This is a genomic window from Flavimobilis marinus (genome assembly GCF_900113055.1).
GTDB classification, from domain to species: Bacteria; Actinomycetota; Actinomycetes; order Actinomycetales; family Cellulomonadaceae; genus Flavimobilis; species Flavimobilis marinus.
The window spans coordinates 817,647-832,927 of sequence record NZ_FONZ01000001.1 but is presented as its reverse complement, the minus strand read 5'-3'; the positions used below and the strand labels follow the sequence as shown (position 1 = coordinate 832,927).

At 74.1% G+C, this 15,281-nt stretch carries 11 protein-coding genes and 1 tRNA gene; 3 read left to right on the top strand and 9 right to left on the bottom strand.

The annotated features are described in order from the left end of the window. Window position 1 precedes the first annotated feature (1 nt). The 5 genes from BMZ30_RS03840 to BMZ30_RS03820 all read right to left on the bottom strand — a co-directional run bounded on the left by BMZ30_RS03840 (window position 2) and on the right by BMZ30_RS03820 (window position 7,620). Entirely contained in the window at window positions 2-1,654 is a 1,653-nt protein-coding gene (locus BMZ30_RS03840; protein ID WP_093375749.1) for a GTPase family protein, read from the bottom strand. Continuing rightward, window positions 1,651-3,495, bottom strand: coding sequence for a dynamin family protein (locus BMZ30_RS03835; RefSeq protein WP_093375185.1), 1,845 nt, complete (start codon window positions 3,493-3,495; stop codon window positions 1,651-1,653). The genes BMZ30_RS03840 and BMZ30_RS03835 overlap by 4 nt, the downstream gene beginning before the upstream one ends. Window positions 3,496-3,600: 105 nt before the next feature. Beyond that, on the bottom strand, window positions 3,601-5,277 hold the full coding sequence (ettA, locus tag BMZ30_RS03830; RefSeq protein WP_093375183.1) for an energy-dependent translational throttle protein EttA: 1,677 nt from the start codon (window positions 5,275-5,277) through the stop codon (window positions 3,601-3,603). Window positions 5,278-5,482: 205 nt separating this feature from the next. Continuing rightward, complete coding sequence (locus tag BMZ30_RS03825; RefSeq protein WP_093375181.1) at window positions 5,483-6,004, bottom strand: single-stranded DNA-binding protein; 522 nt, start codon at window positions 6,002-6,004, stop codon at window positions 5,483-5,485. A 107-nt stretch (window positions 6,005-6,111) separates the two neighbouring features. Next, window positions 6,112-7,620, bottom strand: a complete 1,509-nt coding sequence (locus tag BMZ30_RS03820; RefSeq protein WP_177191263.1) for a GTPase — start codon at window positions 7,618-7,620, stop codon at window positions 6,112-6,114. 102 nt (window positions 7,621-7,722) lie between these two features. Between BMZ30_RS03820 and BMZ30_RS03815 the strand changes: the two genes are divergently transcribed. Next, the gene (locus BMZ30_RS03815; protein ID WP_093375177.1) at window positions 7,723-8,973 is read left to right on the top strand and encodes a sensor histidine kinase; all 1,251 of its coding nucleotides are present in this window, start codon (window positions 7,723-7,725) and stop codon (window positions 8,971-8,973) included. Continuing rightward, complete coding sequence (locus BMZ30_RS03810; RefSeq protein ID WP_093375175.1) at window positions 8,970-9,668, top strand: response regulator transcription factor; 699 nt, start codon at window positions 8,970-8,972, stop codon at window positions 9,666-9,668. The genes BMZ30_RS03815 and BMZ30_RS03810 overlap by 4 nt, the downstream gene beginning before the upstream one ends. A gap of 37 nt (window positions 9,669-9,705) precedes the next feature. Here the strand turns inward: BMZ30_RS03810 and BMZ30_RS03805 are convergent, their stop codons facing one another. After that, a complete protein-coding gene (locus tag BMZ30_RS03805) occupies window positions 9,706-10,080 on the bottom strand; it encodes a thiol-disulfide oxidoreductase DCC family protein (RefSeq protein WP_093375173.1) in 375 nt (124 codons plus the stop codon). Between the two features lie 115 nt (window positions 10,081-10,195). Then, window positions 10,196-11,770 (bottom strand): dynamin family protein, encoded by a 1,575-nt coding sequence (locus BMZ30_RS03800; protein WP_143073124.1) that lies wholly within the window; start codon window positions 11,768-11,770, stop codon window positions 10,196-10,198. 166 nt (window positions 11,771-11,936) lie between these two features. On the opposite strand from BMZ30_RS03800, the gene BMZ30_RS03795 reads away from it, so the two are divergent. Then, entirely contained in the window at window positions 11,937-14,312 is a 2,376-nt protein-coding gene (locus tag BMZ30_RS03795; protein ID WP_093375169.1) for an ATP-binding cassette domain-containing protein, read from the top strand. Between the two features lies 1 nt (window position 14,313). Here the strand turns inward: BMZ30_RS03795 and BMZ30_RS03790 are convergent. Next, window positions 14,314-14,386, bottom strand: a tRNA-Arg gene (locus BMZ30_RS03790). A gap of 9 nt (window positions 14,387-14,395) precedes the next feature. Beyond that, window positions 14,396-15,112 (bottom strand): phosphatase PAP2 family protein, encoded by a 717-nt coding sequence (locus BMZ30_RS03785; RefSeq protein WP_093375167.1) that lies wholly within the window; start codon window positions 15,110-15,112, stop codon window positions 14,396-14,398. Between the last annotated feature and the right edge of the window lie 169 nt (window positions 15,113-15,281).

The window sequence follows — 15,281 nt, the reverse complement described above, 5'->3', positions numbered from 1 at the left end:
CCTAGCGGGCGGCGCGTCGGGCTGCCTCGCGGCACTCGGCGAGGGCGGCTAGGCGGCGTGCGACGGGCGCGGTCACGTGACCGGCGACGACGTCGGCGACGGCCGCCTCGATCCGCGCCCGGGCGCGCCGGGCGCGGCGGGCCGCCGTCACCCGCGCGGCCAGTCCCCCGACGACGGCGAGCAGGAGCCCCGCCAGGACACCGAGCACGAGCATCGCGGTCGGCACCGGCACGGTCAGCCGACCCTGCTCCCAGGTGGGAGGGTCCCCGAACGGGACACGCAGGTAGTCGAGCCCGGCGAGCAGCGCGAGCCACGCGAGCCCGACGACGGCGACGCCCAGCAGCACGTACTGCGCCACGGAGACCGCGCGGGCCCACCATGGCACCCGCTCGGCACCGAACCGCACGCCCGCGACGGCCTGGTCGAGGGCGTCGGTCAGGGCGTCGACGTCGGGGCGGCGCGTCCAGCCCTCGGGTGCCCCGGCCGAGGCGTCGGTGACGTAGTCGCGCACCGCCAGCGAGACGGCCGCCCGCGAGGCCTGCGACTGCTGCGGCAGGGAGGTGCGCGCGAGATCGGGCCGCTCGGCCCGCGACTTCTCGTTCCCGAGCCCGAGCCGGCGGAGCGGGTCCGGGCGCAGCTGCGCCACCCACCGCGTGACGGGCCAGCCCGTGCGGGCGCGCACGGTCCGTCGGGTCGAGGAGCGCACGGCCCCGACGACGACGTCGGCTCCCGCGGCCTTGGCGAGCGCCGTCCGCAGCCGTGCGTCGGGGGCCGAGGCCACGACGTCGTCCCCGCAGACCGCCACGACGCGCCGGGCGAGCCCGCGGCAGTCCTGGGCGAGGCGCTCGTTGGCGGCCGTGCGCTGGGCGGCGGCGCGGGCGAGCAGGGCGCGCAGGTCCGCGACGCCCGTGCCGTCCTGGGCGGAAGTCGCCAGCACGACGGCGTCGCGCAGGCCGTCGGCGTCGACGAGCCGGCGCAGGTCCGCCAGGCAACGATCGCGCTCGGCCGGCTGCAGGCGGTCGGCCTGGTTCAGCACGACGACGACCGTGCCCTCGTGGCCGGCGAGCTCGCGCAGGTATCCCGCGTGCAGCGCGTCGTCGGCGTACTTCTGCGGGTCCGTCACCCAGACCATGACGTCCGCGCGCGCGAGGAGCCGGTCGGCGCGCAGGCGGTGCTCGACGACCACCGAGTCGTGGTCGGGCAGGTCGAGCACGAGCAGCCCGTCGGGGACGGCCGCGGCTCCGGGCGGCGCTGGCGGCACGTCGTGCCAGGTCTTGACGTCGAGCCACCGGAGCAGCGCGAGGCTGGTCTCGTCGGTCTCGGGACCCTGCTCCGGTCCGGGCCAGACGGCGGCGACGGGTTCGGCCGTCGTCGGGCGGCGCACCCCCGGAACCGCGACCTGCCTGCCCGCGACCGCGTTGACCAGCGACGACTTGCCCGACCCGGTCGAGCCCGCGAAGGCGACGACCGTGCGGTCGAGCGACAGCGCGATCCGCTCGCGCGCGCGCCGGACGAAGGCCTCGACCTCGGCCACGAGCTCGGGGTCGCTGCGGGCGGCCACGTCCACGAGCGCATCTCCCCCGGCGACCCGCGCTGCGTCGAGGAGCTCGACCCGGGCACCGACGTCGGCGCCGGGACCTCGGCGTGCTCTCACGATCGGCCCCGGGGTCGCCACCAGCGGGGACGCTCCGCAGCCGGGCGCCCGTTCCCTGCCGCCTCGTCGCCGCTCGAGGGGACCAGGGACGTCGCTGGTCCTGCCTCGGGCAGCGGGACGGGTCGCATCGCGCGGGAGCGCTGGGCCGCGCTGCGCAGGGCCGCGGCGGTGGCGCGCAGGGCCGCGGGAGCACCGGCGTCCGGAGCGACGTCGTCGAGCCGTGCCCGGAAGCGGCGGGCATCGGCGTCGAGGACGCCCTGGACGCGGACGGCGAGCCGCGTGCGCGCGTCGGCGGTGAGCTGGCGCACCGCCTCGTCGCCGAACACGGCCTCGAGCAGCCGCTGCGCGAGGACGGCGGATCCGCCCGCTATCCCGATCTCCGCGCCGGTCAGGCCGCCCGTGGAGGCGAACACGACGATCATCAGCGCCGCGCCGAGCCCGTTCACCCCGAACGAGAGCGCCCGGGCACGCCCGCGCTTGTGCGCGCCGCCCTCCGCGACGAGCGCGAGCACGTCGCCCTGCCACGCGCGGATCTCGGCCCCGACCTCCTCGCGCAGCCCGGTCGCACCCCGCCCCAGACCGTCCGCGAGCGACGTCCCGGCTGGGTCGGCGCGCCACGCCGCGTACGTGCGCTCGGCGGCACCGTGCACGGCGTCGAGGATCACCGCCTCGAGGCTGTGGCCGACCGCCTCGGTGACGTCGGGCGCCGTCGTGCTGCCCTGCCCGCGGAAGTACCCGGACACGCGGTCGCGGAACCGACCGACGCCCGCCTCGATCTTGCGGAACAGCTCGCCCGTGCCGACGAAGTCCTGCCACCGGGCCAGGACCTCGCCGCGCAGGAGCACGCCGTCGGCGGTGGCGCTCGCGATGTCCGCGGCCGCAGCGCCGTAAGCGGCGTCGACGGCGCCGTCGAGCCGTGCGCGTGCCGTCACCTGCGCCTCCGCGGCGTGCGCGAGCGCGGCGGTGCGCTGCACGACGTCGTCGACCGCCCCGTCGAGGGTGCCGGCGATGATCCGGGCCCGCGCGGAGGGGTCGGCCCCGGTGGCGGCGAGCCATGCGGAGAGCTCGGCGACGGCGGCGACGTCGAGGAGCCCGTGGGTCGTCGAGCCCTCGGTGACCGTGAACACCGGCGTCTCGGGCAGCCCGCGCTCGGCGAGCATCTGACGCAGGTGGCTGCTGATCGTCTCCTCGGTGCCGGGGTCGACCCGGTTGAGCACGAGCGCGACGCGCGCCCGGCGGCGTGCGGCGGCCGCCAGCAGCGCCCACGGGACGGCGTCGGCGTAGCGAGCCGCGGTCGTCACGAACAGCCAGAGGTCGGCCGCCGCGAGCAGCTGTCCTGCGAGGCGTCGGTTCTCGTCGACCACCGAGTCGACATCCGGAGCGTCCAGGAGCGCGAGCCCCTGGGGCAGCACCTCCGACGGCGCGAGCCGCAGGCTCGTGTGCGAGCGGGCGGCCGGGACGGGCTCGTCGGCGCGCACCCGGTCGAGGCCGGGGAGGATCGCGTCGGAGACGAAGCGCCACGCGTCGGCCGGGTGGTGCACGAGGACGGGCGCGAGGGTGGTGGGCCGCAGCACGCCGGCGGGAGTGACGACCTGCCGCAGGAGCGAGTTGACCAGGGTCGACTTCCCGGCGCCGGTCGACCCGCCGACGACGGCCAGCAGGGGCGCGTCCATGGTCCGGGCGCGCGGCAGGACGTAGTCGTCGAGCTCGGCGACGAGCGCGGCGCGCTCGAGCCGGGCGCCTGCCGCCTCGCTCACGTCCAGGGGTAGCCGCAGCCCGTCCAGCACCCGCCGGGCGTCGTCCAGCGCGTCGACCAGCGACGTGTCCTCGGTGCCACCCATGGCCCCACCCTAGGTCCGACGCCCGGTCTCAACCCGTCGAGTGCATGAAGATGGCGGTGTCCGAGGTCTCAGACACCGCCATCTTCATGCACTCAGCTGCGCGCGTCAGTCGCGGGTGAGCTTGCGGTAGGTGACCCGGTGGGGGCGCGCAGCGTCGGCGCCGAGGCGCTCGATCTTGTTCGCCTCGTAGGAGTCGAAGTTGCCCTCGAACCAGTACCACGCCGAGGGGTTCTCCTCCGTGCCCTCGTAGGCAAGGATGTGCGTCGCCACCCGGTCGAGGAACCAGCGGTCGTGCGAGACGACGACCGCGCAGCCGGGGAACTCGAGCAGCGCGTTCTCGAGCGACCCGAGGGTCTCGACGTCGAGGTCGTTGGTGGGCTCGTCGAGCAGGAGCAGGTTGCCGCCCTGCTTGAGGGTCAGCGCGAGATTGAGGCGGTTGCGCTCACCACCGGAGAGCACGCCGGCGGGCTTCTGCTGGTCCGGGCCCTTGAACCCGAATGCGGCGACATAGGCGCGCGAGGGCATCTCGACGTTGCCGACCTTGATGAAGTCCAGACCGTCCGAGACGACCTCGAACAGCGTCTTCTTGGGGTCGATGCCGCCGCGCGACTGGTCGACGTAGGAGATCTTGACGGTCTCGCCGACCTTGAGGTCGCCCGCGTCGAGCGGCTCGAGGCCCACGATCGTCTTGAACAGCGTCGTCTTGCCGACACCGTTGGGGCCGATGACGCCGACGATGCCGTTGCGCGGCAGCGTGAAGCTCAGGCCGTCGATGAGCACGCGCTCGCCGAAGCCCTTGCGCAGGTTCTCGGCCTCGATGACCACGTTGCCCAGGCGCGGGCCCGGCGGGATCTGGATCTCCTCGAAGTCGAGCTTGCGGGTGCGGTCCGCCTCGGCGGCCATCTCCTCGTAGCGGGCCAGACGCGCCTTCGACTTGGTCTGGCGCCCCTTGGCGTTCATCCGGACCCACTCGAGCTCTTCCTTGAGACGCTTGGCCTGCTTGGCGTCCTTCTTGCCCTGGACGGCCATGCGCTCGGCCTTCTTCTCCAGGTAGGTGGAGTAGTTGCCCTCGTACGGGTAGAGGCGTCCACGGTCGACCTCGGCGATCCACTCCGCGACATGGTCGAGGAAGTAGCGGTCGTGGGTCACGGCGAGGACAGCGCCGGGGTAGGACTTGAGGTGCTGCTCGAGCCAGAGCACGGACTCGGCGTCGAGGTGGTTGGTGGGCTCGTCGAGGAGCAGGAGGTCGGGCTTCTCGAGCAGCAGCTTGCACAGCGCGACGCGGCGACGCTCACCTCCGGACAGCACCGAGACGTCGGCGTCCGGCGGCGGGCAGCGCAGGGCGTCCATCGCCTGCTCGAGCTGGGTGTCGAGGTCCCAGGCGTCGGCGGCGTCGATGGCTTCCTGGAGCTTGCCCATCTCCTCCATGAGCTCGTCCGAGTAGTCGGTCGCCATGAGCTCGGCGATCTCGTTGAAGCGGTCGAGCTTGCCCTTGATCTCGGCGACGCCCTCCTCGACGTTGCCGAGGACCGTCTTCTCCTCGTTCAGCGGGGGCTCCTGCAGGAGGATGCCCACCGAGTAGCCGGCGGAGAGCCGCGCCTCGCCGTTCGAGGGCTGGTCGAGACCAGCCATGATCTTGAGGATCGTGGACTTACCAGCACCGTTAGGACCGACGACGCCGATCTTCGCACCCGGCAGGAAGCTCATGGTGACGTCATCGAGGATGACCTTGTCACCGTGCGCCTTGCGCGCCTTGTACATGGTGTAGATGAATTCAGCCACTGACTCTTGGACCGCCTCGCATGGGGATGAACAGGGACGTGCGGGCACAGCGCGCTCGGACGAGCGCGCGACCCGGACCTGGTCAGCCTACGCCGTCGCGCGCGCTCGGTGAATGCCGGACCCCGGGGTGCACTCGGGACGCGCGGCGGCCGGGGGTCGCTCCGCGACGCAGCGCGACGCCCGGCCGCTCGCTCGCGTCACTCCCTCAGGCCACGCGAACGTCGACCTCGTCGTCGCTGGTGGGCTCGTCGACGCTGACGTCGTCGAGATCCTCGAGAGCGTCCGCCGCGTAGGGGTCCGGCTCCTCGGCCCCCGCACTCCCCGCGCGGCGGAAGGCGTCCGCCGGGTCGTCCGGGACGTGCGCCCCGCCCTTGGCGGTGCGCCGGAAGACCGTCTGTCCGTTCGAGAGGTCGTGCCCCAGCGCCGTCGCCCGCAGGACGAGGTCCGCCCGCTGCTCGCCCTCGCTCGTCGTCCACTTCTCCAGCTCGAGCCTGCCCGTGACGACGAGCGGGTCGCCCTTGCGCACGGACGCCGCAAGGTTCTCCGCGCGCTCGCCCCAGACGCGGACGGTGTACCAGTCGGTCTCCGCGTCGACCCACTCGTCCTTGTCGTTGCGGTACCGGTCGGTCGAGCCCACGCGCAGGCGGGCGAAGGGCTTGCCGTTCTTGGTGGCGGTGAGCACGGGCGACGCGCCCGCCCACCCCTTGATCGTCACGGTCGCGGTCATCGGTCTACCTCCTGGTCGTGGCGGCAGCCGTGTGCTGCCACGAGCCAGAGTTCCCGTCCGGGGGCCGCCGCGGTGGCTGGCGCCGCGGGCTGTGGAGGAGCCCGGGCTCAGACCGCGGCTGTGGAGGAAGCTGCGGTCGGGGTGGGGGTAGCGTCCGGGGTCGCGCGCACCAGCTCCGCGTCGAGGCCCGCCAACGCAAGCTCGCGGGTCGTGTGGTGCTCGTCGAGCTGCTCCCGCGCCGGACTCACCAGGGTCTCGTCGAGCGCGGTCCGCAGGCGCTCACGCGCGCGGGACCGGAACTCGTCCGCCCGCGCGAGCGTCGCGTGCTTCTCGCAGCGACGCCACCACCAGGCGGCCACGAGCGCGACGGCGACGAGCACGACGGCACCGACCCCCACCGGGATACCCAGCGGTTGGTCGACGACGGCGAGCACGACGAACGCCACCACGGCCAGGAGCGCCAGCACACCGAGGGTCAGCGCCACCACGCGCGCCCGGGCTGCGCCGCCCCGTCCGTCCGCGATCCTGGTCCCGCTCACCGCGGACGACAGCCGCCGGGCGAGGTCGCCGGGTGAGGCGACGGCCTCCTCCACCGCTCCGCGCCAGCGCGGTGCGAGCGGTGCGGCCACGCGCGCCAGCCACCGGTCGCGCAGCGGCTCCACCGCGGCCGCGGGCAGGTCAGCGTCCCCGCTCGCCCGGGCTCCGTCGTCGGCGCCCGTGCCGGCGCTCGCCGCGCGCTCGTCGAGCCCGACGAGGTCGGCCGCCTGGTCCAGGAAATCCTCGGCAGCAGCGTCCAGGCTCCACATGGCGTCGGCGGGAAGCGCCTCGCCGAGCAGCCGGGCTGCGCCGTGCAGGGTCTCCGCGACCGCACGCGCCGCGACGGACCGGGTCCGGACCGCAGTCCCCAGCGCCGTGCGAAGCTCTTCCATGCCCTGCCCCGTCACGGCCGAGACCGCGAGCACGTCGGTGAGCCCGTGCGGGGCCACGAGCCGGCGCACGTCCTCGACCAGCCGCTCGGCAGCCTCCGGCGCGACGGTGTCGATCTGGTTCAGGACCACCGTCGCGCGGCTCCCACCGGCGTCGAGGTAGCCGGCGTGCAGGGCGTGGTCGGCGTACTTCTGCGGGTCGACGACCCAGACGACCAGGTCGGCGTGCGGCAGCACGCGGTCGACCACGTCCTTGTGCTCGCGCGCGATCGAGTCGTAGTCGGGCAGGTCGAGGAGCACCAGCCCGCGCAGGTCCTCCTCGTCGTCCGCGTCGAGCGCGCTCACCCGGTCGGTGCGGCGCTCGCGCGGCACGTCCAACCAGTCCAGGAGCGCCGCCGCCCCCTCGCCCCACACGCAGGCCGACACCTGCGACGTCGTCGGGCGCTCGGGCCCGACCTCGGCCAGGGGCAGGCCGGAGACCCGGTTGAACAGCGAGGACTTGCCCGAGCCGGTACCCCCGACGAGGGCGACGACCGTGAGGTCCACACCCAGGTCGAGGCGCTCCTGGGCGAGGCCGACGGCACTGCGTGCCGCCGTGGCGACCTCCCGATCGAGCCGGGTGCCCGCCGTCTCGAGTGCGCGCAGCAGGTCGCCCGCCCGCCCGCGGAGCGTGTCACCGTCCGTGGTCATGAGGTCCCCTCTTGTTCGGCTCTGGGCCCAGCGTGCCGTGCCGACACCCGCGGCGCCAACGCGACGCGCGGATGCTTGCCGCGATGGGACGGAGGTGACAGCATGCGCGAGGTGACCGACGTGGCAGGGGGCGACGCGGCCGGCAGCGACGAGTCGGCCCATGTCCCGCACGCCTTCGAGCTCTACACCCAGGTCTCGCTGCTCGCGCCCACGCTGATCGCCGGCCTGCTTGTGGCGTTCGACCACCCGGTGCCGACCCTCGCGACGTTCGCGGTCTGGGCGACGGTCGCGGCCGTCTGGGTCCAACAGCTCGCGCTGGTCGTCCGTGCCGGTCTGCTCCCGTCGCGCTGGTGGTCCGGCGCGGGGATCGGCGCCTGGGCGACCAGCCGCGTGGCCGTCGTCGTCGTGCTGCTCGCCGGGCTCGGTCTGCTCGCCTACGGGCTGCGCGAGGGGCGCCCTGCCTGGCTGTGGGCGCTCCCGTACGCCGTCACGCTCGCGGACGCGACGCTCGCCCGCACGGTGCGCAGCGACGACGGACTGCTCCCTCGCCTCCCGCGGGGCGACGCCGCTGCGCTCGCGCTCGCGGTACTCGCGCCCGTGGTCGTCGCGCTCGTCATGACCCCAGACTGGTCCGGCCTGTCCGTGGCAGCCGTCGTCGCTGGCGCGCTCGTCGTGCAGGTGGGGCAGGTCTGGTGGCTCGACGTCGTCGCGGCGCTCGAGGCATCCCGTGGCACCTCGGTCGCGCTCGCCCGCACCGAAGAACGGCTGCGCTTCGCCGGCGAGCTGCACGACCTCCAGGGCCACGAGCTGCAGAACATCGTGATGCAGGCGGACCTCGCGCGCACCCTCCTGCGCCGGGACGAGCCGGGAGACGCCACCCAGGTCGCCGAGATCCTCGACGCGATCCACGAGACCGCAGCCGGCACGCTGCGCCAGACGCGCGCCATCGCCCACGGGTACCGCGCCGTGGACTTCGAGCAGGAGGTCGCGGGCGCGGTCGAGGTGCTCAGAGCCGCGGGCGTCGCGCTGACGGTGTCGGGCCGCCTCGCCGCGGTGCCGCCGGACGCCCGCCACCTGGCCGGCCTGCTCGTGCGCGAGGCCGCCACCAACCTGCTGCGGCACTCCGCCGCGACGACCGCCGACCTCGCGGTGACCCGCGCGGGCGACGAGGTGCGCGTGGTGGTGCGTGACCCGGGACCGCCGCGCCCCGAGGGCCACCTCGGCCTCGACCACGGGTCCGGGCTCGAGAGCCTCACCGAGCGCGCCGCGAGCGCCGGCCTGCGGCTCGACCACGGACCGGACGGCTCCGGCTGGCAGCTCACGCTCACCTGCTCGACCGAGGAGAACCCATGACCGCCGGCCACCAGGACGGGACCGGGTCCGTGCCCGCCGTCGATCCTTCGCTCCCCGCCGGGCCCGAGGCGCCCCCTGACGCCTCGAGCCCTGGGGAGCTCGCCGTCCTCGTAGCCGACGACGAGTCGTTGCTGCGCTCAGCGCTGGCGCAGGTGCTGGACCTCCAGGACGGGATCCGCGTCGTCGGGCAGGCGCGCGACGGGCAGGAGGCGGTCGACCTCGCGCGCACGCTCCGGCCGCACGTCGCGCTGCTCGACCTGGAGATGCCTGTCCTCGGTGGGCTCGAGGCTGCGGCGGCGCTGCGCCCCCTCGGGGTCGACGTGGTGGTGATGACGCGGCACGCCCGCCCGACGCTGCTGCGCCGCGCGCTCGAGGCGGGCGCCAAGGGCTTCGTGCTGAAGACGACGCCCGCCGACCGCCTCGCCCGGATCCTGCTGGACGTCCGTGCCGGGCATCGCTACATCGACCCCGAGATCGCGGCGCTCGCGCTGACGGCGCGCACCAGCCCGCTCAACGACCGTGAGCTGCAGATCCTCGAGCTGGTCCGCGGGGGTCGCACGACCAAGGAGATCGCCCGCGACCTCTCGCTCGCGCAGGGCACCGTCCGCAACTACGTGTCGGGCGCGATCGCACGCCTCGGGGTCACGACGGGCCGCGAGGCGGCGGACCGCGCCTGGACCGAGGGCTGGATCTGAGGCGGGCGACCGAGCGCGGTGCGGGCGAGCGCTCCTGCTACCCGGCCGCAGAGCGGGCCGCCTGGCCGCCGAGCCGATGCCGGTTCTTCGAGGCCCACCCGTAGACCCAGCGGGACACCTCGCGCGTGGGCTCCTCGAGGATGAGCCGCCCCAGCAGGTTGACGTCGCGCCGCGGGGATCGGCGCAGGCACTCGCCGTAGGCGAGGTGGCCGTCGAAGCGACGCCCGTCCGTGGCCACGAGCACCGCCTTCTGCTCCAACGCTGCGGCGCTCACGCCGAGCGCGTCGGTGTCGACGTGCTGCCAGGCCCGGAACGTGACGGACCCGTCGGTGCGTGCCGACAGCCAGGCCACGGAGCGGGCGCAGAACCGGCAGTCGCCGTCGAAGAGGAAGAGGTCCTTGTCGAGTGCCATGGGGGCTCCTTGAGGGTCTCGGTCGGGCCCTTCAAGGTTGGCGCGCGGACGCCGGCGAGCGTCAGTGCCCTGGCGTCACCGGTCCGTGTGACTCGATGTCATGCGGCCGACGAGCTCAGACGAGCCGGCGGAGCTCCCCGGCGCGCAGGTGGAGCGCGGCGACCTCGTCGCCGGGCGCGGACGCACCTGCGGCGTCGACGTAGGGCACGACGGCGTCGTCGATCGCGCGCCGGACGCGCTCGGCCAGGTCGGCCCGCACCCCACGGACCATCTGGGCGCCCTCGTGGGCCCCGGCAGCAGAGGCGAGGAGACGCTCCATCCCGGTCACGCCCACGGCGGCACCGGCCAGCAGCGTGCCGAGACCGGCGTCGCCGACGGCGGCCCGGGCGGCCCGCGCACCGCGGGACTCGACCGGGGCGACGCGCACGGTGGTCGCGTCGAGCCAGGACTCGGCGAGGCGCAGCCCGGCGTCGGCCGCGACGACCGGCTCCCCCGCGGCGTCGGACGCGGCGGCGGCGCGGTGCAGGTCGACGAGCTCGGCGACCACGTCGCGCACGCGGGTCCGGACGCCCGCGAGCGCGACGGTCCGCGCGCGGGCGGCGCGGCGTGGGAGCACGAGCCGGGGCTGGGTCAGGCGCAGCATGCCGGGGTCGGCGTCCAGCACGGCATGCCACGCGGCGCCGAGGCGTCCCGCGGCGAGCACACCGGTCTCGAGCGCGTCGATGGCGGTCGCCGCGTGGGCATCGGCGACCTCGCGCAGGCGTCCGGCGAGGTCGTGCGCGCCCGTGTCCTGCTCCTCGGCGGCTGCGATGAGTGCGCGGACGTCGGCCTCGAGTGACGCGAGCGAGCCGCGCAGGGAGCGCAGGACGGCGGTGCGGCCCTGGTCGCGTCCGGCGAGCGTCGTGAGCCACGCGCGCAGGTCCGCGACGGCGTCGGGCGCGAGCAGCGCGGTGGTCGGACCGGCGTCGGGCACGACGAACATCGGGGCGTCGACGAGCTCCTGGTCGCGGAGGCGCTCGAGGAGCGCGCGGCGCAGCGTGGGCGCGTCGGCGTCCCGGACCCGGTTGAGGACGACGGCGACGGCGGTGCCGCGCTCCTGGGCGCGGGCCAGGGCCGCCCACGGCAGGGCGTCGCCGTAGCGGGCGGGGGTGGTGACGAAGAGCCAGAGGTCGGCGGCGTCCATGAGCCGGCCGGCGAGGGTGCGGTTGGCTTCCTCGAACGAGTCGAGGTCGGGCGCGTCGAGCAGCGCGACGCCCCGCGGGACGGCGTCGTGCTCGTGAGCACGCGCGAGCGCCAGGACCGGGTGCGCGGCGAGCAGGGGCCCGTCCTCGGGATGGTGCACGACGACGGGCTCGCGCGTGGTGGGGCGCAGCACCGAGGCGGGGCTGACGTCGGCCCCGACGAGCGAGTTCACCAGGGTCGACTTCCCAGCCCCGGTGGATCCGGCGACCACGACGACGGCGGGCAGCGCGAGGGCCCGCAGGCGCGGCAGCACCCGCTCGTCGAGCTGGCGGGCGAGCCGGTCGCGCAGCGCACGCGCGTCGGCGCGGTCGGGGCCCGCGTCGGCGCCGTCGTCCGCGCCCAGCCGCAGCGCAGCGAGGTCTCGGCGCAGGTCAGTCACCACGTCGAGCAGCGTCGGGCTGGGGTGCGGCTCGGTGCCGTCCGTCTCGCTCAGCCCGTGGGTGCTCACCCGACCATCCTCGCCCGTCGCTGCGACCGGAGCCAAACGCGCGCGCCGTCGCCGAGGCCACGAGTGCTCGCCACCGGGGGTGCCTGCGCGCAACAATCGAGAAGACCGCTGCCCACGCCGACGACGCCCGCCGCGCCCGGGGCACCCGGCCCACCGAGGGAGAACCATGACGACCACCCCGCGTGCTGCCCACCCCGCCGACTCGCACGACACGATCCGCGTGCACGGGGCGCGAGAGAACAACCTCAAGGACGTGAGCGTCGAGCTGCCCAAGCGCCGCCTGACGGTCTTCACCGGAGTCTCCGGCTCGGGCAAGAGCTCGCTGGTGTTCGCGACGATCGCCGCGGAGTCGCAGCGGATGATCAACGAGACCTACAGCGCGTTCGTGCAGGGGTTCATGCCGACGCTCGCGCGCCCTGAGGTGGACCTGCTCGACGGCCTGACCACGGCGATCATCGTCGGGCAGGACCGGATCGGGGCGAACCCGCGGTCCACGGTCGGCACCGTCACGGACGCGAACGCGCTCCTGCGGATCCTGTTCAGCCGCGCGGCGACGCCGCACATCGGCCCACCCAACGCGTACTCGTTCAACACTCCGTCCGTGCACGCGAGCGGTGCCATCACCGTGGAGCGGGGCGGCAAGACGCGCGCGGAGAAGGCGACGTTCAACCGCCTGGGCGGCATGTGCCCGCGCTGCGAGGGCATGGGCTCGGTCACCGACATCGACGTCACGGCGCTGTACGACGACGCCAAGTCGATCAACGAGGGCCCGTTCACCATCCCGGGGTACAGCGCGGACGGCTGGTACGGGCGGATCTTCGCGGGCAGCGGGTTCTTCGACCCGGACAAGCCGATCGCGAAGTTCACCAAGAAGGAGCTGCACGCGCTGCTCCACCAGGAGCCGACGAAGATCAAGGTCGACGGCATCAACCTCACCTACGAGGGGCTGATCCCGAAGATCCGCAAGTCGTTCCTGTCCAAGGACCGCGACGCGATGCAGCCGCACGTGCGGGCGTTCGTCGACCGAGCCGTCACGTTCACCACGTGCCCCGAGTGCGAGGGGACGCGCCTGGCCGAGCCGGCCCGGACCTCCACGATCGGCGGGGTGTCCATCGCGGACGCGTGCGCGATGCAGATCAGCGACCTCGCCGCGTGGGTCAGCGGCCTCGACGAGCCGTCGGTCGCTCCCCTGCTCGGGACGCTTCGCCACACCCTGGACTCGTTCGTCGAGATCGGGCTGGGCTACCTCTCGCTCGACCGCCCGTCGGGCACGCTGTCCGGCGGCGAGTCCCAGCGCACCAAGCTGATCCGGCACCTGGGCTCCGCGCTGACGGACGTCACGTACGTGTTCGACGAGCCGAGCATCGGCCTGCACCCGCACGACATCGCGCGGATGAACGAGCTGCTGCTGCGCCTGCGGGACAAGGGCAACACCGTCCTCGTCGTCGAGCACAAGCCCGAGACCATCCGGATCGCCGACCACGTGGTCGACCTCGGCCCGGGCGCCGGGTCCGCCGGCGGGACGGTGTGCTTCACCGGGTCGGTCGCCGAGCTCGCGGCGAGCGACACGATCACGGGCCGGCACCTGCACGACCGCGCGTCGCTCAAGGAGTCGGTCCGCGCTGCGACGGGCACCCTCGAGGTCCGAGGCGCCGCCACGCACAACCTGCGCGACGTCGACGTCGACATCCCCCTGGGTGTCCTGGTCGCCGTGACCGGGGTGGCCGGATCGGGCAAGAGCTCGCTGATCCACGGCTCGGTGGCGGGGCGCGACGGCGTGGTCACGGTCGACCAGACGCCCATCCGAGGGTCGCGGCGCTCCAACCCCGCGACGTACACGGGCCTGCTCGAGCCGATCCGCAAGGCCTTCGCCAAGGCCAACGGCGTCAAGCCGGCGCTGTTCAGCGCGAACTCCGAGGGCGCGTGCCCGACGTGCAACGGCGCGGGCGTCATCTACACGGACCTCGCGATGATGGCCGGGGTGGCCACGACCTGTGAGGACTGCGAGGGCCGCCGGTTCCAGGCGTCCGTGCTTGAGTACCGCCTGGGCGGCAAGAACATCGCCGAGGTCCTCGCGATGCCCGTCACCGAGGCGCTCGACTTCTTCGGCGAGGGCGAGGCGCGCACGCCCGCCGCCCACGCGGTCCTCGAGCGACTGTCCGACGTCGGCCTCGGGTACCTCGGCCTCGGCCAACCCCTCACCACGCTGTCGGGCGGCGAGCGCCAGCGCCTCAAGCTCGCCTCGCACATGGGCGAGAAGGGCACGAGCGTCTACGTCCTCGACGAGCCGACGACGGGCCTGCACCTGGCCGACGTCGCGCAGTTGCTCGCGCTGCTCGACCGCCTGGTCGACGGCGGAAGCTCGGTCATCGTGATCGAGCACCACCAGGCAGTGATGGCGCACGCGGACTGGATCATCGACCTGGGTCCGGGCGCCGGGCACGACGGCGGCCAGGTCGTCTACGAGGGCACGCCCGCCGACCTCGTGGCCCGCAGGTCGACCCTGACAGGAGAACACCTGGCGGCCTACGTGGGTCGCTGAGCGCCCCCGACAGGACTCGAACCTGCAACCTACGGATTAGAAGGCCGTTGCTCTATCCATTGAGCTACGGAGGCGGGACGATCTTACGCGGCCTGGTCGACCGCCGGGACACCGCGCAGCTCACGCGAGCGCGGCCCCCACCAGCGGTTCACGCAGACGACGACGCCGAGCACCGCCACGGCAAGGCTCGCGCCGGCCAGCACGTCCGTGACGAAGTGGTAGCCCAGGTAGAGGCGCGAGCCAGCGACAAGACCGACGATGACGACGGTCGACACGACCCATACCACCAGGACGGCGCGCCGGTGGCCGATGGTCCAGATCAGGTAGCCGGCGACGAGGACGAGCGTCGCGGCGCCGATCGTGTGGCCCGACGGGAAGGAGAACGTCGTCTCCGCGCCGGGGACCGACATCGCCTCGGCGGGCGGGCGCGGGCGTCCTACGATCGCCTTGACCGCGGAGGAGATCCCGACGGCGAGGAGCATCGCGCCCACGAGCAGGCTCGGCGCCCACCAGCGGCGGTCGACGCGCGCCCAGATCAACGCACCGATCGCGACGAGTATCGGCAGGATCACCGGCCCGAAGGTGTTCGTGATCACGGTGAAGACGCTGGTGAGCGTCTCCGACCGCTGCGAGACGAGCCACTCGAGGACGGGGGTGTCCGCGGCCCACAGGTCCTCCTGGTCCCAGAGGGCGTCGAGCAGGCTCGCGAACGCGGCGCCGCCTATCCCGATGAGCAGCAGCCCGGGCCAGATGACGCGCAGCACGGCCAGGGAGCGGTCGAGGACGGTCGCGGAAGGCATGCGCCGACGCTACGACAACAGCGCCGATCCTTCTCGGCGAGCGCCGTCGTCGGGCACCCTGTACCGGAAAAAGGCGTGCGTGCGTCCACCCGCTCCTGGTTGGCTGTGACCACACCGCGGTGACGTCGCGGGCCACCGGAGTCGACGCCGGAGCCCATCCGAACCGACC

Coding starts and splice junctions, on each gene's coding strand:
- BMZ30_RS03835 (WP_093375185.1), bottom strand. CDS start 3,495: ATGGGTGGCACCGAGGACACGTCGCTGGTCGACGCGCTGGACGACGCC.
- BMZ30_RS03825 (WP_093375181.1), bottom strand. CDS start 6,004: ATGACCGCGACCGTGACGATCAAGGGGTGGGCGGGCGCGTCGCCCGTG.
- BMZ30_RS03820 (WP_177191263.1), bottom strand. CDS start 7,620: ATGACCACGGACGGTGACACGCTCCGCGGGCGGGCGGGCGACCTGCTG.
- BMZ30_RS03815 (WP_093375177.1), top strand. CDS start 7,723: ATGCGCGAGGTGACCGACGTGGCAGGGGGCGACGCGGCCGGCAGCGAC.
- BMZ30_RS03810 (WP_093375175.1), top strand. CDS start 8,970: ATGACCGCCGGCCACCAGGACGGGACCGGGTCCGTGCCCGCCGTCGAT.
- BMZ30_RS03805 (WP_093375173.1), bottom strand. CDS start 10,080: ATGGCACTCGACAAGGACCTCTTCCTCTTCGACGGCGACTGCCGGTTC.
- BMZ30_RS03795 (WP_093375169.1), top strand. CDS start 11,937: ATGACGACCACCCCGCGTGCTGCCCACCCCGCCGACTCGCACGACACG.
- BMZ30_RS03785 (WP_093375167.1), bottom strand. CDS start 15,112: ATGCCTTCCGCGACCGTCCTCGACCGCTCCCTGGCCGTGCTGCGCGTC.